Origin of the sequence: Rhizobium sp. X9 (assembly GCF_018873185.1) — a bacterium.
Lineage (GTDB): Bacteria > Pseudomonadota > Alphaproteobacteria > Rhizobiales > Rhizobiaceae > Agrobacterium > Agrobacterium oryzihabitans.
In genome coordinates this window covers 1,291,800-1,307,476 of the sequence record NZ_CP071311.1, presented here as the reverse complement: position 1 = coordinate 1,307,476, position 15,677 = coordinate 1,291,800, and the positions used below count along the sequence as shown (strand labels likewise).

16 protein-coding genes are annotated in these 15,677 nt (G+C 58.9%); 7 read left to right on the top strand and 9 right to left on the bottom strand.

Annotated elements, in window-relative coordinates; genetic code table 11:
• Positions 1 to 90 precede the first annotated feature (90 nt).
• From JZY08_RS06390 to JZY08_RS06375, 4 genes are all read right to left on the bottom strand, one after another.
• Positions 91 to 864 carry an amino acid ABC transporter ATP-binding protein gene (locus JZY08_RS06390; protein ID WP_003495874.1) on the bottom strand — a complete coding sequence of 258 codons (774 nt, stop codon included), beginning with the start codon at positions 862 to 864 and terminating at the stop codon, positions 91 to 93.
• Positions 865 to 875: 11 nt separating this feature from the next.
• Entirely contained in the window at positions 876 to 2,033 is a 1,158-nt protein-coding gene (locus tag JZY08_RS06385) for an amino acid ABC transporter permease (RefSeq protein WP_082184291.1), read from the bottom strand.
• A gap of 3 nt (positions 2,034 to 2,036) precedes the next feature.
• Complete coding sequence (locus JZY08_RS06380) at positions 2,037 to 3,233, bottom strand: amino acid ABC transporter permease (RefSeq protein WP_003495878.1); 1,197 nt, start codon at positions 3,231 to 3,233, stop codon at positions 2,037 to 2,039.
• Between the two features lie 108 nt (positions 3,234 to 3,341).
• Positions 3,342 to 4,364 (bottom strand): amino acid ABC transporter substrate-binding protein, encoded by a 1,023-nt coding sequence (locus JZY08_RS06375; RefSeq protein ID WP_003495880.1) that lies wholly within the window; start codon positions 4,362 to 4,364, stop codon positions 3,342 to 3,344.
• 374 nt (positions 4,365 to 4,738) lie between these two features.
• Here JZY08_RS06375 and JZY08_RS06370 point away from each other — a divergent pair, with 374 nt between their 5' ends.
• Entirely contained in the window at positions 4,739 to 5,926 is a 1,188-nt protein-coding gene (locus JZY08_RS06370) for a cystathionine beta-lyase (protein WP_216331369.1), read from the top strand.
• A gap of 2 nt (positions 5,927 to 5,928) precedes the next feature.
• On the opposite strand, the gene JZY08_RS06365 is transcribed toward JZY08_RS06370, so the two are convergent.
• The gene (locus tag JZY08_RS06365; RefSeq protein ID WP_137037633.1) at positions 5,929 to 7,098 is read right to left on the bottom strand and encodes an FAD-dependent monooxygenase; all 1,170 of its coding nucleotides are present in this window, start codon (positions 7,096 to 7,098) and stop codon (positions 5,929 to 5,931) included.
• Positions 7,099 to 7,127: 29 nt separating this feature from the next.
• The gene (locus tag JZY08_RS06360; protein WP_003495891.1) at positions 7,128 to 7,373 is read right to left on the bottom strand and encodes a zinc-finger domain-containing protein; all 246 of its coding nucleotides are present in this window, start codon (positions 7,371 to 7,373) and stop codon (positions 7,128 to 7,130) included.
• Between the two features lie 170 nt (positions 7,374 to 7,543).
• On the opposite strand from JZY08_RS06360, the gene JZY08_RS06355 reads away from it, so the two are divergent.
• From JZY08_RS06355 to JZY08_RS06345, 3 genes are all read left to right on the top strand, one after another.
• Positions 7,544 to 8,320 (top strand): alpha/beta fold hydrolase, encoded by a 777-nt coding sequence (locus tag JZY08_RS06355; RefSeq protein ID WP_216331368.1) that lies wholly within the window; start codon positions 7,544 to 7,546, stop codon positions 8,318 to 8,320.
• A 143-nt stretch (positions 8,321 to 8,463) separates the two neighbouring features.
• The gene (gene cysE / locus JZY08_RS06350) at positions 8,464 to 9,288 is read left to right on the top strand and encodes a serine O-acetyltransferase (protein WP_082184288.1); all 825 of its coding nucleotides are present in this window, start codon (positions 8,464 to 8,466) and stop codon (positions 9,286 to 9,288) included.
• 152 nt (positions 9,289 to 9,440) lie between these two features.
• A complete protein-coding gene (locus JZY08_RS06345) occupies positions 9,441 to 9,644 on the top strand; it encodes a DUF3126 family protein (RefSeq protein WP_003515356.1) in 204 nt (67 codons plus the stop codon).
• 56 nt (positions 9,645 to 9,700) lie between these two features.
• Here JZY08_RS06345 and JZY08_RS06340 read toward each other — a convergent pair whose 3' ends face one another.
• Positions 9,701 to 11,095, bottom strand: a complete 1,395-nt coding sequence (locus tag JZY08_RS06340; RefSeq protein ID WP_216331367.1) for a cytochrome P450 — start codon at positions 11,093 to 11,095, stop codon at positions 9,701 to 9,703.
• A gap of 112 nt (positions 11,096 to 11,207) precedes the next feature.
• On the opposite strand from JZY08_RS06340, the gene JZY08_RS06335 reads away from it, so the two are divergent.
• On the top strand, positions 11,208 to 11,867 hold the full coding sequence (locus tag JZY08_RS06335; RefSeq protein WP_216331366.1) for a TetR/AcrR family transcriptional regulator: 660 nt from the start codon (positions 11,208 to 11,210) through the stop codon (positions 11,865 to 11,867).
• Positions 11,868 to 11,960: 93 nt separating this feature from the next.
• Here JZY08_RS06335 and fdhA read toward each other — a convergent pair whose 3' ends face one another.
• On the bottom strand, positions 11,961 to 13,151 hold the full coding sequence (gene fdhA, locus JZY08_RS06330) for a formaldehyde dehydrogenase, glutathione-independent (protein ID WP_035242797.1): 1,191 nt from the start codon (positions 13,149 to 13,151) through the stop codon (positions 11,961 to 11,963).
• Between the two features lie 588 nt (positions 13,152 to 13,739).
• Between fdhA and JZY08_RS06325 the strand changes: the two genes are divergently transcribed.
• Positions 13,740 to 14,180, top strand: coding sequence for a serine O-acetyltransferase (locus JZY08_RS06325; RefSeq protein ID WP_253204057.1), 441 nt, complete (start codon positions 13,740 to 13,742; stop codon positions 14,178 to 14,180).
• A gap of 48 nt (positions 14,181 to 14,228) precedes the next feature.
• On the opposite strand, the gene JZY08_RS06320 is transcribed toward JZY08_RS06325, so the two are convergent.
• Positions 14,229 to 15,101, bottom strand: coding sequence for an ATP-binding protein (locus tag JZY08_RS06320; RefSeq protein ID WP_003495909.1), 873 nt, complete (start codon positions 15,099 to 15,101; stop codon positions 14,229 to 14,231).
• Positions 15,102 to 15,308: 207 nt separating this feature from the next.
• Here JZY08_RS06320 and yajC point away from each other — a divergent pair, with 207 nt between their 5' ends.
• Positions 15,309 to 15,656 (top strand): preprotein translocase subunit YajC, encoded by a 348-nt coding sequence (gene yajC / locus JZY08_RS06315; protein WP_003495911.1) that lies wholly within the window; start codon positions 15,309 to 15,311, stop codon positions 15,654 to 15,656.
• Positions 15,657 to 15,677: the final 21 nt, after the last annotated feature.

Genomic DNA, 15,677 nt, shown 5'->3' with positions numbered 1-15,677 from the left:
ATGACGTCGAGTGTGGAGAACTGTTTGCCACCATAAAAAAAACGGGGCCGAAAAGGCCCCGCTGGATGATGCTTTGGTGATCGCGCAGTCTTAGTGCAGGATCTGGCTGAGGAACAGCCTGGTGCGTTCGTGCTGGGGATTGTCGAAGAATTCGGCAGGCGAATTCTGTTCGACGATCTGGCCCTGGTCCATGAAAATGACGCGGTTGGCGACCTGGCGGGCGAAGCCCATTTCGTGGGTCACGCACAGCATCGTCATGCCGTCTTCGGCAAGACCAACCATGGTGTCGAGCACTTCCTTGACCATTTCCGGGTCGAGCGCCGATGTCGGCTCATCGAACAGCATGATCTTCGGCTTCATGCAGAGCGAGCGGGCGATCGCCACGCGCTGCTGCTGGCCGCCGGAGAGCTGGCCGGGGTATTTGTGGGCCTGCTCGGGAATCTTGACGCGCTTCAGATAGTGCATCGCGATTTCCTCGGCTTCCTTCTTGGGTGTCTTGCGAACCCAGATCGGCGCCAGAGTGCAGTTCTCGAGGATCGTCAGATGCGGGAACAGGTTGAAGTGCTGGAACACCATGCCAACCTCGCGCCGCACCTCGTCGATCTTTTTCAGGTCGTTGGTGAGTTCGATACCATCGACGTTGATCAGGCCCGACTGATGTTCCTCCAGCCGGTTGATGCAGCGGATCATGGTCGACTTGCCGGAACCCGAAGGGCCGGCGATGACGATGCGCTCGCCCTTCATGACCTTCAGGTTGATATCGCGCAGCACGTGGAAGTCGCCGTACCACTTGTTCATGCCGACGATTTCGATTGCCACGTCCGTAGCCGAAACGGTCAGTTTTTTTGCTTGGGTTTCTGCCATTTGAGCGTCCCTTATCGTTTATGCCCGGTGTCGAGGTGCCGTTCCATGAACAGCGAATAACGCGACATGCCGAAGCAGAATATCCAGAATACGAAGCCTGCGAAAATATAGCCAGTCATCGCCGTGACGGGTGTCGCCCAGTTCGCATCCGATTGGTTGAGTGTGACAATGCCGAGCAGGTCGAACATGCCGATGATCGAGACCAGCGACGTGTCCTTGAAAAGCCCGATGAAGGTGTTGACGATGCCCGGAATGACGAGCTTCAGCGCCTGCGGCAGCACGATCAGCCGCGTCTTCTGCCAGTAGTTCAGGCCGAGCGAATCCGCCCCTTCATATTGTCCCTTCGGAATGGCCTGCAGGCCGCCGCGGATCACCTCCGCCATATAGGCCGAGGAGAACAGCGACACACCGACCAGCGCGCGCAGGAACTTGTCGAAGGTCCAGCCGTCGGGCAGGAACAGCGGCAGCATGATGCTGGCGAAGAACAGCACGGTGATCAGCGGAATGCCTCTGATGACTTCGATGAAAAGCACGCAGAGCATCTTGATGACCGGCAGGTTTGACCGTCTGCCGAGTGCCAGAAGAATGCCGAAGGGCAGGGAGACCGTGATCCCGAAGAACGACAGGATGAGGGTCACCATCAGGCCGCCCCAGAGCTGCGTTTCCACCTTAGGCAAGCCGAAGACGCCGCCGATGAGCAGGAAAAACGCAATGAAGGGCAGGATGATGAAAAGCGCCAGCGCATTCAGACGCTTGAACGGCGCCTTCGGGATGAGCATGGGCACGAGCAGGATGGCGAATGTCACCATCACGAGGATCGGACGCCAGCGCTCGTCGAGCGGGTAGCGACCGAAGACGAATTGCCCGAGCTTGGCCGAAACGAAAGCCCAGCACGCGCCGGACTGGCCGTCCGGAAGCGCACCGCCCTGGGAGGCGGTCAGGCAGGCGATGCGATCGCTGCCGGTCCACACCGCATCTATGAACAGCCAGTCGATGACTGGCGGCAGAAGATAGGCAAGGAAGGCGATGGCAATAACCGTGAGGACGGTGTCCTTTGGCGTGGCGAAGAGTTTGGTGCGAAGCCAATGGCCGATGCCGACCGCGCTCGATGGCGCGGGTTTGGCATCCTCAATGGTGTGTCGCACGAAAGCGTGATTGCTGATCGTCATCGATTATCTCTCCACCAGGGCCATTTTCGCATTGAACCAGTTCATGACCACGGCCGTGAGCAGGGACAGCGAGAGATAGATGACCAGCCAGATCGCAACGACTTCAACCGCCTGTCCCGTCTGGTTCAGGATCGTGCCACCGATGGAGACGATGTCGGCGAAACCGACAGCGACCGCCAGCGAGGAGTTCTTGGTGAGGTTGAGATATTGGCTCGTCAGCGGCGGAATGATGATGCGCATTGCCTGCGGAACGACGATCAGACGTGTCGTCGTGCTTTGGCGAAGGCCCAGTGCTTCCGCTGCCTCGGTCTGCCCCTTTGCCACGGCCTTGATGCCGCCGCGAACGATCTCGGCGATGAAGGAGGCGGTGTAGAAGGAGAGCGCCAGAAACAGCGACATGAATTCAGGTGCGACGACCGCGCCGCCCGAGAGGTTGAACCGCCCGGCAATCGGGTAGTCGAATGTCAGCGGTGAGCCAAGCGCGAGGAATGTCGCGAGCGGCAGGCCGATGATGAGAAGCGTGACCGTGATTCCGGTGCGGAACTGCTGGCCGGTTTTTTCCTGCCTCGCCTTTGCCCAGCGGTAAACGAAGAAACTGATGACGATGGCTACCAGGAAGGCGAGCGGAATGAGCCACGTGCCTTCGCCCCAGAGGGGCTTGGGAAAGAAGAAACCGCGATTGTTGAGGTAGCTTCCGAGCGGAAATTCCAGAGAATCGCGCGCCTGCGGCAGGACAGAAATGACGCCCTTGTACCAGAAGAAGATGACAAGCAGGGGCGGGATGTTGCGGAAGATTTCCACATAGGCCTGCGCGAGCTTCGAGATCAGCCAGTTGCTCGAAAGTCTCGCGATACCGACGATGAAACCGATGATCGAGGCGGCGATGATGCCGAAAAATGCGACCTGGATCGTGTTGAGAATGCCAACGAGCAGCGCCCGGCCATAGGTCGCATCGCTGGTATAGGCGATGAGCGACTGGCCGATATCGAAACCGGCTCTTCCGTTGAGGAAGCCGAAGCCGGATGAGATATTTGCCCGTTGAAGATTGGTGATCGTGTTCGTCACGATGACCCAGACGAAGGCGGTCAGGATGACGACTGTCAGAACCTGATAGAATATGCCGCGTATGCGTGGATCATAGATAAGTGACGACGCGCTTTGCGCGCGCGATCGTTGCGAACTGACCGCGTTGCCTGCCATAGGCACCTTTCCCTTTTATATGCTCTTTGCGAGCTTATTTATATAATTTCAAATGGAGGCTGGGCGTTGCCCAGCCTCCCTGCATGATCTAGCCGAGGATGGGGTCGATCAACGGACCGGCGGTGCGTATTGCAGGCCGCCCTTGGTCCAGAGCGCGTTCTGGCCACGCTCGATCTTCAGCGGCGAGCCGGCACCGACGTTGCGGTCGAAGACTTCGCCGTAGTTACCCACCAGCTTGACGATGTTGTAAGCCCAGTCGTTGGTCACGCCGAGGTCGGTACCGATCTTGGTGCCTTCTTCGGTGCCGAGCAGACGCTTGATATCCGGGTTGGCGCTGGTCTTCTGTTCATCAACGTTTTTGGAGGTGATGCCCAGTTCTTCGGCATTGACCATGGCGTAGTGAACCCAGGTCACGATGTCGAACCACTGGTCGTCACCCTGGCGAACGGCCGGTCCAAGGGGCTCCTTGGAGATGACTTCAGGCAGAACGATGTTGTCGTCCGGGTTCTTCAGCTTGAGGCGGATGGCGTAAAGACCCGACTGGTCGGTGGTGTAGACGTCGCAACGGCCGGAATCATAGGCGGAGGTTGCGTCGGCTTCCTTTTCGAAAACGACCGGGTTGTACTGAAGATTGTTGGTCTTGAAGTAGTCGGCGAGATTGAGTTCGGTGGTCGTGCCGGTCTGAACGCAGACGGCGGCGCCGGAAAGCTCAAGCGCGGACTTCACGTTGAGGCCCTTCTTGGCGATGAAGCCCTGGCCGTCATAATAGTTGACGGTGCGGAAGTTGAAGCCGAGCGATGTATCGCGGCTGATCGTCCAGGTGGTGTTACGGGTCAGAACGTCGACTTCGCCAGACTGCAGGGCCGGGAAGCGGTCCTTGCTCGAAAGGGCGACAAACTTTGCCTTGGAAGGATCACCGAAAACCGCTGTGGCAATACCACGGCAATAGTCCACGTCGATACCGGACCATTCGCCCTTGTCGTCGGGATTTGAAAATCCCGGAATGCCCGCGCTCACGCCGCAGGTGACGAAACCTTTCGACTTCACATCCTGAAGCGTCGCAGCCGAAGCGACCGAGGCTCCTCCCAAAACTGCTGCGCCGATAGCGGCTGACAGAATTGCCTTTTTCATTTTTCCCAACCTTTGTTTGTTATCGTCAATGGAAGGGGACCGGCATCTTTGTTTTACCCCAGCTCCCCCTTCAGCAAGACCTTTTCGATCCGCTTTTTCTATCACAATCGCAATTGGCAGCGGGGTCAAGACGTGCCGGCAATAATTGTGCCTATAAAACGGAATTTTCCAAATTTTGGTCGGGAAGTGTGCAAAGGGTGAAAATATAAGCATATTTTTGCGAAAATTTGCACTTGCACGAATTTTGTATACTTCTTGTATGCTGCTTTACCGTGCAGCAATCGATGCGCCGGCGATGCTTTGCGGGACTTGACCTCGCCGTTCGCTCTTAGCATTGTCGCTTGCGTCAATATCCCTTCGAAAGCTGATCTGAAATGACCAAGAAAAATGACCTGCTTTCCGCCGCAGGTGTGAATACGCGCCTGACCCATGGCGGCAACGATCCCGCGGACTGTTTCGGTTTCGTCAATCCCCCGATCGTGCGCGGCTCCACCGTACTTTTCCCCGACGCCGAGACGCTTTCGACTGAAAACCAGAAATATACCTACGGGACCCACGGAACGCCGACGACGGATGCGCTGTGCAATCTCGTCAACGAGCTGGAGGGTTCGTTCGGAACGATTCTCGTACCATCCGGTCTTGCTGCGATCACTGTGCCTTTCCTTGCCTATCTCGGCGCGGGCGATCATGCGCTGGTCGTTGATTCCGTCTATTTTCCCACGCGCCGCTTCTGCAACACGATGCTGAAGAAGCTCGGTGTGGACGTGGAGTATTATGACCCGGCGATCGGGGCAGGCATCGAGGCGCTCATTCGGCCGAATACGAAGCTCGTGCATCTGGAAGCGCCGGGTTCGAACACTTTCGAGATGCAGGATGTCCGGCTGGTCACCGAGATTGCTCACAGGCACGATTGCGTCGTGACGATGGACAATACCTGGGCGACGCCGCTCTATTTCAAGCCGCTCGATTTCGGCGTCGATGTTTCCATCCACGCCGCCACCAAATATCCCTCCGGGCATTCCGATGTCCTGATGGGGTTCGTCTCGGCCAATGAGAAGCACTGGAAGGCGCTTTATCAGGCCAATACCAATCTCGGCATCTGCGTGACGCCGGATGACGCCTATCAGATCCTGCGCGGCATGCGCTCCATGGGCATTCGATTGGCCCACCATCAGGAGAGCGCCCTCGATATCGCCACCTGGCTGGAAAGCCGCGACGATGTTGTCAGCGTTCTGCACCCGGCCTTGCCGAGCTTTGCCGGGCACGAACTCTGGAAGCGCGATTTCAAGGGCGCGAGCGGCGTGTTTTCCTTCGTGCTGAAGGCGCAGGAGGGCAAATACAAGCAGACGGCTGCGGCATTCCTCGATGCACTGACGTTCTTCGGGCTCGGTTATTCCTGGGGCGGATACGAATCGCTTGCCGTTTCCGTATCGCTTGTCGACAGGACGATTGCCAAAGGCCCGTCGGAAGGTCCGGTCATCCGTCTGCAGATCGGGCTTGAAGATATCGCCGACCTCAAGAAGGATCTCGAGGCCGGGTTTGCGGCGGCGGCTGGGGTCTAACCTCAGCCCTTGGCGCGGTAGCCATAAAGCCAGTCGAAGTCTTTTAGAAAGGCTTCCGTCGGACGTGTCGAAAAGACGAAGTCCCGGGCAAGACGGACAGGACCCGTGGCGTGATAGGCAAAACGATTGAGGGAGGCCCGCTTGCGGGCCTTTTCTATGCGCGGAAGGCGCAGGGCCTCGAAGGCGGCAAGGGCTTGCGGCACGGGCAGGGTCGTTCCGGCAAGCGTGCCCGCCAGTTCAAATGCGTCCTCGATGGCCATAGCCGCTCCCTGTGCCGCAAAGGGCATCATCGCATGGGCGGCATCGCCGATCAGCACCGTGTCGCGGCCATTGTGCCAGCGTCCGGGACCGGCCTGATAAAGCGGCCAGAAGGTCGGATTTTCCGAAGACGACAGGAGCCGGACGATATCCGGGCTCCAGTCGCGAAATTGTGCGAGCAGCATGGCTTTCTGCTGCCCGCTCGATTCGGCCCGCCATGTCGCGCCGGGATCGGCACCGAGCGCGATGGCAACGATGTTAAAGCCGCCGACTTCCTTTAGCGGATAGGCAACGATATGGCCGCCCGAACCGAGATAGGCGGTGACGGCGCTTTTGTTGATGGCTGAAGGCACATCTTTTGCAGCGACCGTGAAGCGCCAGGCGACATTGCCGGAGAAGGTGGCGACGGGGGCAGAGGGGACGGCAAAACGGGCCGCCGACCACACGCCGTCCGCGCCGACTATCAGGTCATGGTCGCGGAAGGTGATCGAGGCGATGACATCCGCCGTGGCGTTTTCCAGACGTTTGCCGAGATGCAGGCGGCAGAGTGGATTGCGGGTCACCGCATCGAGAAGTGCGCGTTGCAGCGTCGAGCGGTGGAGGACGCCGTAGGGTGCCCCCCAGCGTGTGCGGGCCACTGCGCCCATGGGCAGCGATAATAGCGGGGCAAGCGTTCTTCCCGATGCAAGATCGACGCTGACCGGCTCCGTCCAGCGTGCCTCGATCTGCGGCATCACGCCGAGTTCGGCGAGGAGGCGGGCGGCATTGGGCGACAGCTGCAGGCCGGCGCCGACTTCCGCCAGTTCACCGGCCTGTTCGATGATGTCGGAGCTGACGCCGTGCAGGGCAAAAGAAAGAGCGGCGGTGAGACCGGCGATACCGGCACCGACAATGGCTGCGGAGGTGATGGGCATGATGCGCCCCGATCAGAAGAGGTGGAAGCTCAGGCGGCCTTCACATGGAAGACGCAGCCCGGAGGATTGGTCTGCTCGGCCTTCAGCGAAGGATTGTAGCGGTAAAGCGTGGAGCAGTAGGAACAGACCTTCTCGTTGTCGTCGCCCATATCGATGAAGATGTGGGGATGATCGAAAGGCACCGAAGCGCCGGTGCACATGAATTCCTTGACGCCGATCTCGATTACGCTGTGTCCGCCATCGTTCTGGAAGTGGGGAATGGAATGCCCGGCCATGTTCGTCTCCAAATGCAATATCGTGGTTAAGCCGCAGATCGTCCTCGATCATGGGCTCATTGCTGCGGATATGTAGCCTCAAACGCATTGCATCTCCATAAAAATCGTCAGGAAAACATGTTCAAAATTGCGATTTCCTGCCATATGGTCCGGCAAAAAGGATGTCCTTGATGAATCTCAACACGCCGCAATTTTCCGATTTTTCCCATGACGGTCTTCGCCTTGCCTATTTTGACGAAGGCGATCCGGCGGGCGATCCGGTCCTGTTGATTCACGGCTTTGCCTCTAGCGCCAATGTCAACTGGGTGCATCCCGGCTGGCTGAAAACGCTCGGAGATGCGGGTTACCGGGTGATCGCCATCGACAATCGCGGCCATGGTGCAAGCGACAAGCCACATGATCCGGAAGCCTATTATCCGTCCGTCATGGCCGGTGATGCGGTGGCGCTGCTCAATCATCTCGGTATCGCGGAAGCCCATGTGATGGGTTATTCCATGGGTGCGCGCATTTCCGCCTTTCTGGCCATGGCCCATCCGGAGCGTGTCCGCTCGCTCGTTTTCGGCGGGCTCGGCATCGGCATGGTCGAGGGCGTGGGCGACTGGGATCCGATCGCTGAGGCGCTGCTGGCGCCCTCGCTCGATGTCGTCACGCATGAGCGCGGCCGCATGTTCCGCGCCTTTGCCGACCAGACGAAAAGCGACCGGCTGGCGCTGGCCGCCTGTATCGAGACATCGCGGGTTCTCGTGACCCGCGAACAGGCTGCAAAGATCGATGCCCCGACGCTGATTGCGGTCGGAACGAGTGACGATATCGCTGGATCGGGGGCCGAACTTGCGGCGATCATGCCGCATGCGCGGGCGATCGACATTCCCGGCCGTGACCACATGCTCGCCGTTGGCGACCGGGTGTTCAAGGCGGCTGTTCTGGAATTTTACCGCAGCCTTTGACCGGGGGCGGCAAGAAACGCTTTTTCACGCTGCATGAAGAAAAACTGAAGCCTTGCCGCCTTTAAAGTCGTCATTCGAATCCCATTTCTTATGCACGTCTTTTTCTGTATAAAGAACGACCACTGCAAACGAGGAGACCATTCATGGTCGCACGTACCGAGGCCCGTCAGCCCGAACAGCTGGCGATCGTCGATCCGATCTGGGGCAGCCTGCTGCATGAAGCGCGTAGCGCCGCAGCGCAGGACCCGCTGCTGTCCGCCTTCCTTTATTCGACGATCCTCAATCACCGGTCTCTCGAAGAATGCGTGATCTATCGTATCTGCGAACTCCTAGATCATCCCGATATGCAGGCCGTTCTTCTGCGCCAGACGTTCCAGGACATGCTGGATGACTGGCCGGAATGGGGAAGCGTGCTGCGTGTCGATATTCAGGCCGTTTACGATCGCGACCCGGCCTGCACGCGCTTCATGGAGCCGCTGCTCTATTTCAAGGGTTTTCAGGCCATCCAGACCCATCGTCTTGCCCATTGGCTGCTGCAGAAGGGCCGCCGGGATCTGGCGCTTTATCTGCAAAGCCGCTCGTCGAGCATTTTCCAGACGGACATCAATCCGGCTGCACGCATCGGCAAGGGCATCTTCCTCGACCATGCCACCGGGCTCGTGGTTGGCGAGACAGCTGTGATCGGCGACAACGTTTCCATCCTGCACGGCGTGACGCTTGGCGGCACCGGCAAGGAGGGGGCGGACCGTCATCCGAAGATCGGCAATGGCGTGATGATCGGCGCGGGCGCGAAAATCCTCGGCAATATCGAGATCGGCAGCTGCTCGCGCATTGCCGCCGGTTCGGTGGTGCTGAAACCGGTCCCGCCGAAGACCACCGTTGCCGGTGTGCCGGCGCGGGTGGTGGGAGAAGCAGGGTGTTCGGAACCCTCGCGCCTGATGGACCAGGTCATCGGAGCCGATATCTGACGGGTCCGGTATGGTCTTAATCGTCCATGTGGAACGCGACGCGTGAAAGCCATGGCCTGTGAAAGACATGGGGCAATGTGCCGCTTTCACTTTACTTTGGCCTTTGTCCCATGCCAAAAGCGGCGCAACGCGAACCGCACAGGAGAATAGTGGTGAAAGCCGACGAAATCAAAAAACTCGACGCCTATTTCAAGCGCACCTTCAATGAAAAGATGGTTGTGAAGGCGCGTCCCCGCAAGGACGATTCTGCCGAAGTTTATCTTGGCGAAGAGTTTCTCGGCGTCGTCTACATCGATGACGAAGACGGCGACCGTTCGTACAACTTCTCCATGGCGATCCTCGACGTTGATCTCTGATCGTCACCATTTGGTGACAGGTGGGTTTCTTCAGGATTAAAATTGCCCGCGGTGGTTCACGTCGCGGGCAATTTGTTTTTTCGGTGCTTGATCTGCATCATCAGGCGGTTTTCCGGTCGCAATGTCACTCTCATCAGCGGCTCCGCCGCAGCCGCGGACCTGTTTTCAAGGTGAACCGTCTGCAGGAGAACGGCAAGGATCGCCACGGCCTCCATCATGGCAAAGGCATTGCCGATGCAGATGCGTGGGCCGGCTCCGAAGGGCATGTAGGCATAGCGGTGGCGCGCCTTGACCTTTTCGGGCTCAAAACGTGACGGGTCAAAGCGTTCGGGTTCCTCCCATAGCGCCGTGTGCCGGTGGACGGCATAGATCGGTACATAGAGAACGGTTCCGGCCGGAATATCGTGCTCGCCGAGCCTGAAATCCTGCAACGTCGTGCGGGTGATGACCGGGGCAGGCGGGTAAAGCCGCATTGCCTCCGAAAACACCTGCCGGGTGTAGGTCAACCCGGCGATATGGTCTGCCGTGACCGGCTCTCCGGCGGTGACGGCTTCGATTTCTTCGATGACCCTCGTTTCCACATCGCTGTTTTGCGACAGCAGGTGGAACATCCAGGCGAGGCCGAGCGCCGTCGTTTCATGGCCGGCGGTGATGAAGGTCAGAAGATTGTCGATGATTCCCGTGTCGCTCATCATGCGTCCGGTTTCCGGATCCCGGGCTTCCAGCAGCATGGAGACGAGGTCGGTTCTCCCGGTCGGGTTCTTTCGCCGCCCGGCGATGACCTTTGCAAGGCTGGCGCGCAGATAATCGACGGCGGCGCGGGATTTGCGCCGGCCGGGATGGGGCAGCCATTCCGGCGCACCCAGCATGGCGAGAGCGAAAGTCCAGCCTGTCGGTCTCAGATAGTCGGTGATGCTCTGTTCGACGCGCGCGATATCGATGCCGTATCCACCGGACATCATGGTTTCGACGATGATGTCGAATGTGGTTCGCATCATTTCATGGCCGATATCGATGTCACCGATGGAGGGGGAGCGCCAGCGTGTTTCCGTGCGCCGCGCCGTCTCGATCATGACCGGCAGCAGCTCCAGCAGTTTTTCATGCCGGAAGGCGGCGGATACGGATTGCCTTTGCCATTTCCAGTGGTCGCCATCGGCCGTCAGGAGACCCTGCCCAAGCGCGGGGCCGAGCACCCGGCGTACATCCTCGCCCTTTCCGAGCAGATGGGCGTTCTTGACCAGGGCTTCGTGGATCAGCACGGGGTCGGCGAGGTGCACACGCATTGTGCCGCCAAGACGGGTGAAGACCGCCGGTTCGCTGAAAATATCCGGTGGCAGCGCCTTTAGCGGGTTACGCACAAGGGAGATTGCCAGACGCGCGGCGGCGAGTTTCGATATGGGTTCTGCTGCGGCAGATGATGTGGACGGTGTGTGGAGGCTGGTTCCGGTCATTGACAGCTCCTTCAATTCACGTTTGAACAACGGGATTTTGCTGTTAAGGTGCATACCTTATTTTAGATATTTAAGGTGCATGCCTTAGGTTTCAATGGCGAGGCAGGATTTTATGAAGAGCAACGAGGCAAAGCGACCACGGAAACGGCGCACGCGCGACAGGATTCTGGATGCCGCCCTCGACCTGTTCAACGATCGCGGGCCTGATCGCGTAACGACTGCCGAAATCGCGCTTGCGGTCGATATCAACGAGGGCAATCTTTATTATCATTTCCGTACGAAGGAATTGCTGGTCCTCGCGCTGTTTGCGCGGTTCGAAGCCGATGCGATGGTGCTTGTCGTAACCGTTGATGGGGCAGACGAGGGGGCGGCGGCCACCTATGTCGGCTTTCTGCGACAATGGTTCTCGCTGGTGTGGAGTTACCGCTTTCTGTTTCGCGACCTCGTCGGCCTGGTTGCGCTTGCACCGGCGCTGGTGGAGCCGGTCAGGACCATAAGTGCTGCCATGCGGCTGGCGGTCGGTGACATTGTCAGCCGTATGCAGAAAGCAGGTCTGGTGGATATTCCCGAAAGCGAACACGATGCGGTCCTGACCAACCTATGGATCGTTTCGACGTACTGGGCGGCCTATCTCAACCTGCAGGAAGGCGTCAGCGAATTCGGTCAGCGGCAAATGGACTGGGGGCTGCAGCAGGTTTCCAGCCTGTTCAGGCCCTATCTTTCTGCCGAGGCGAAAGCCGAGCTTGAAGCGCTTGTTGAATTCGAAGCTTGATATCTCCGGCTGGAGACATGGTCTCATCGCAAAAAAAAGCCCGCGACGGGCAGTGTCGCGGGCAATTCGTCGTAGGACTTGATTAAGGGAGGCTCAGGCGGCCTTCAGCAGATCGCCATGCGGGTCGAGAACGAACTTGGTTGCCGCGCCCTGATCGAAGCTTTCATATCCCTGCACGGCGTCGTCGAGCGCGATGATCTTGGCGTTGACGATATCGGCAATAGGCAGGCGATCATGCAGGATGGCCTGCATGAGTTGACGGTTATACTTCAGAACCGGCGTCTGGCCGGTATGGAAAGACTGCGCCTTTGCCCATCCGAGGCCGAAGCGCAAAGACAGGCTGCCCTGTTTCGCCGCAGCGTCGACCGCACCCGGATCCTCGGTGACATAAAGGCCGGGAATGCCGATCGAGCCGGCAGCGCGGGTGATCTCCATCATCTGGTTGAGAACGATGGCCGGCTGTTCGCCGCCGGAATGGCCGCGTGCCTCGAAACCGACGGCGTCGATGGCGCTGTCCACCTCATTGGTGCCGACGATCTGCGCGATCATGTCGCCCAGCCGGTCGCCCCTGGAAAGATCGACGGGTTCGAAACCGACCCTTGCGGCATGCGCTAGGCGATCCTTGTTGAAATCGCCGATCATGACGACGGCCGCACCGAGGATACGGGCGGAGGCGGCAGCCGCAAGACCGACCGGGCCGGCGCCCGCGACATAGACCGTCGAGCCAACACCGACGCCCGCCTTGACTGCACCATGGAAGCCGGTGGGTAGAATGTCGGACAGCATGGTAAGGTCGCGGATCTTGGCCATCGCCCTGTCGCGGTCGGGAAACTTCAGGAGGTTGAAGTCGGCATAGGGGATGGTGACATAACGGGCCTGTCCGCCGATCCAGCCGCCCATATCGACATAACCGTAAGCGCCACCGGCGCGCGATGGGTTCACGGTCAGGCAGACGCCGGTATCCTGCGACTTGCAGCAGCGGCAGCGGCCGCAGGCAACGTTGAAGGGCACGGAGACGATATCGCCGATATCAAGCATTTCGACGTCGACACCTTTTTCGATGACTTCACCGGTGATTTCATGGCCAAGGACGAGGCCCGGCATTGCCGTGGTGCGGCCGCGCACCATATGCTGGTCGGAACCGCAGATATTCGTGGAAATAACCTTGAGAATGACACCGTGCTCGATGCGGCGGCCATCCGGCGCCTCCAGCTTCGGGTCGTCGATGTCTCGGACTTCGACCTGGCCCGGCTTCAGATAAACGACGCCTCTGTTCCTGCTCATATCCATCTCCTCCTTGGGTTTGAACATCAATGCCGGCCCGCTCCTCCGCAGGCAGGATATTGTCGAACTGCACGGACGAACCGGTGAAGGTTCGCATGCGATCTCTCGGCGCAGGGATGGAAAGGGGAGCACATGGAGCGTTTCGAAAAGACGCCGCACCTCCTGATCGTCCGCCGCCGCAATCACCGGCATTTCGCCGGTTTTCCGGTTCCACCTCGCTGAATTGACGGGATGGTGCCGGATGCCTGCAGCAAACCATGTGGCGGGCGAGGTGACGTTCGGGAATACGACACCCTCTGTAGCCTTAACGACACGCGTGTTCACGTCAGCAGCAACAATTGCCGTCTCGCAGACACGGCATCGATACTCTGTTGCAAGTTGCGCTCGAGACGATAAATTACCTTTTTATTATTTAAGGATTTTATTGTGATCATTTTTAAAAAAATCTGTTTTGCAGTATCGGCCCTGTCCGTTACGCCGCACCTGGTTCTGCTTTTCATGGCAAAACCCGGAAACCCGATCTTCCGGGACATCGAGGCGTGGAGCGAAAAACTTCTTCGGAGGTCATCGACGCAGCGGGGTGATCTCATGCTTGATGCAGTGAGATTGCTGACCGGCACAGCCGAGTTTCGCAACCTTTTTTATTATCGGCTGCCGAGGGCTCGTTTTTTCAAGGTTCTGGCGCGGCCTGAAAATACGCTGCACATTCTCACACCCGATATCGGCCCCGGGCTGTTCATCCAGCATGGGTTTGCAACGATCATATCGGCCGAGTCGATCGGCGCCAATTGCTGGATAAACCAGCAGGTCAGCATCGGTTATACCAGCTCGACGGGCGCACCCAGAATTGGTGACAACGTTACGATAAATGCCGGCGCCAAGGTGCTGGGAGACATTACCGTGGGTGACAATGCCAAAGTGGGTGCGAATGCGGTTGTCATAAAAAACGTTCCCTCCGACTGCACCGTCGTCGGCGTTCCCGCGCGGATTGTCAGACGTGCGGGACTGAGGGTGGATGAGGCGCTTTAAGGCCTGACCCGTGCGGGACAAATCCGCTCCGGGCCCTTTGATCGCAGCCTATCGGTCGATCGATTTTCTCAGGCGGCCTGCGGCATCCTGAATATATTGCCAGGCGACGCGGCCGGAGCGGCCGCCGCGTGTGGTCGCCCATTCCAGCGCCTCGTGATGAAGGGTTTCTCTATCGAGCCCCAGATCGAAATGCGCGGCATAGCTGTCGATCATCGTCAGGTAGTCTTCCTGTCCGCATTTGTGGAAGCCGAGCCAGAGGCCGAAGCGATCCGAGAGCGAGACTTTCTCTTCCACCGCTTCCGAGGGGTTGATGGCGGTCGATTGTTCGTTTTCCATCATGTGACGCGGCAGAAGGTGGCGGCGGTTGGAGGTGGCGTAAAACAGGACGTTGTCCGGCCGTCCCTCGATGCCGCCGTCAAGCGCCGCCTTCAGGGATTTGTAGGCCGTGTCGTCGTGATCGAAGGAGAGGTCGTCGCAGAAGACGATGACGCGTTCACCGGAGGCCTTCAATATGTCGAGCAAAGCTGGCAGGGTGTGGATATCCTCGCGGTGCACCTCGACCAGCTTCAGGGGAACACCGCTTGCGGCGCGCACATCTTCGTGAACGGCCTTGACCAGCGAGGATTTGCCCATGCCGCGCGCGCCCCAGAGCAACACGTTGTTGGCCGGAAAACCATCGGCGAAACGCAGGGTGTTTTCATGCAGGATGTCGCGCACATGATCGACGCCGCGAATGAGCTTCAGCGCTATGCGGTTTGGCCGCGAGACCGGCTGGAGGAAGGAGTTGACCGGCGACCAGACGAAACAATCCGCCGCATTCCAATCGTTTATGGCCGGCGCCGGGCCAGCCAGCCGTTCCACGGCAACGTTCAGCCTACGCAGTTCGGCAAGAAGCAGGGTGGCCGTCTCTTCTCGAATCATGGTGTTTCTTCCGCTTATCTGGTGTTCAAAACGATGTTTTCGGCCCGGCCTAGCATGGCGTTTCCGGCCCATAAAGGTTAAGAGGTCCGGAATCGGTACGGCGGGGTCCCTGCATCTGTTGCAATCCCGGCGTTCCCCACTATATTCCGGCGGCTTGAAAGCTGGGGCGGCATACGAGGTCGTGCCGTAATCGTTGAGGAGTTTTATATGTTCATTAGTCAAGCTTTTGCCCAGGACGCAACGGGCGGCGCATCGGCCTTCGGGTCTGGCCTTGAAATGCTTTTCCTGTTTGCGCCGCTTATGGTGGTCTGGTACTTTTTCCTCATCCGTCCGCAGCGCGCGCAGATGAAGAAGCGTCAGGAGACGCTGACCAGCATTCGCCGTGGCGATCAGGTCGTTCTCGGCGGCGGCATCGTCGGCAAGGTGACCAAGGTCATCGACGACAATGAACTCGAAGTCGAAATCGCCGAAGGCGTGAAAATCCGTGCCGCTCGTGCCTACATTGCCGAAGTGCGCGTGAAGGGCGAAGTGGTCAAGACGGAAGCCGCTTCCTGATCCTGCCGGATAATTGAACGT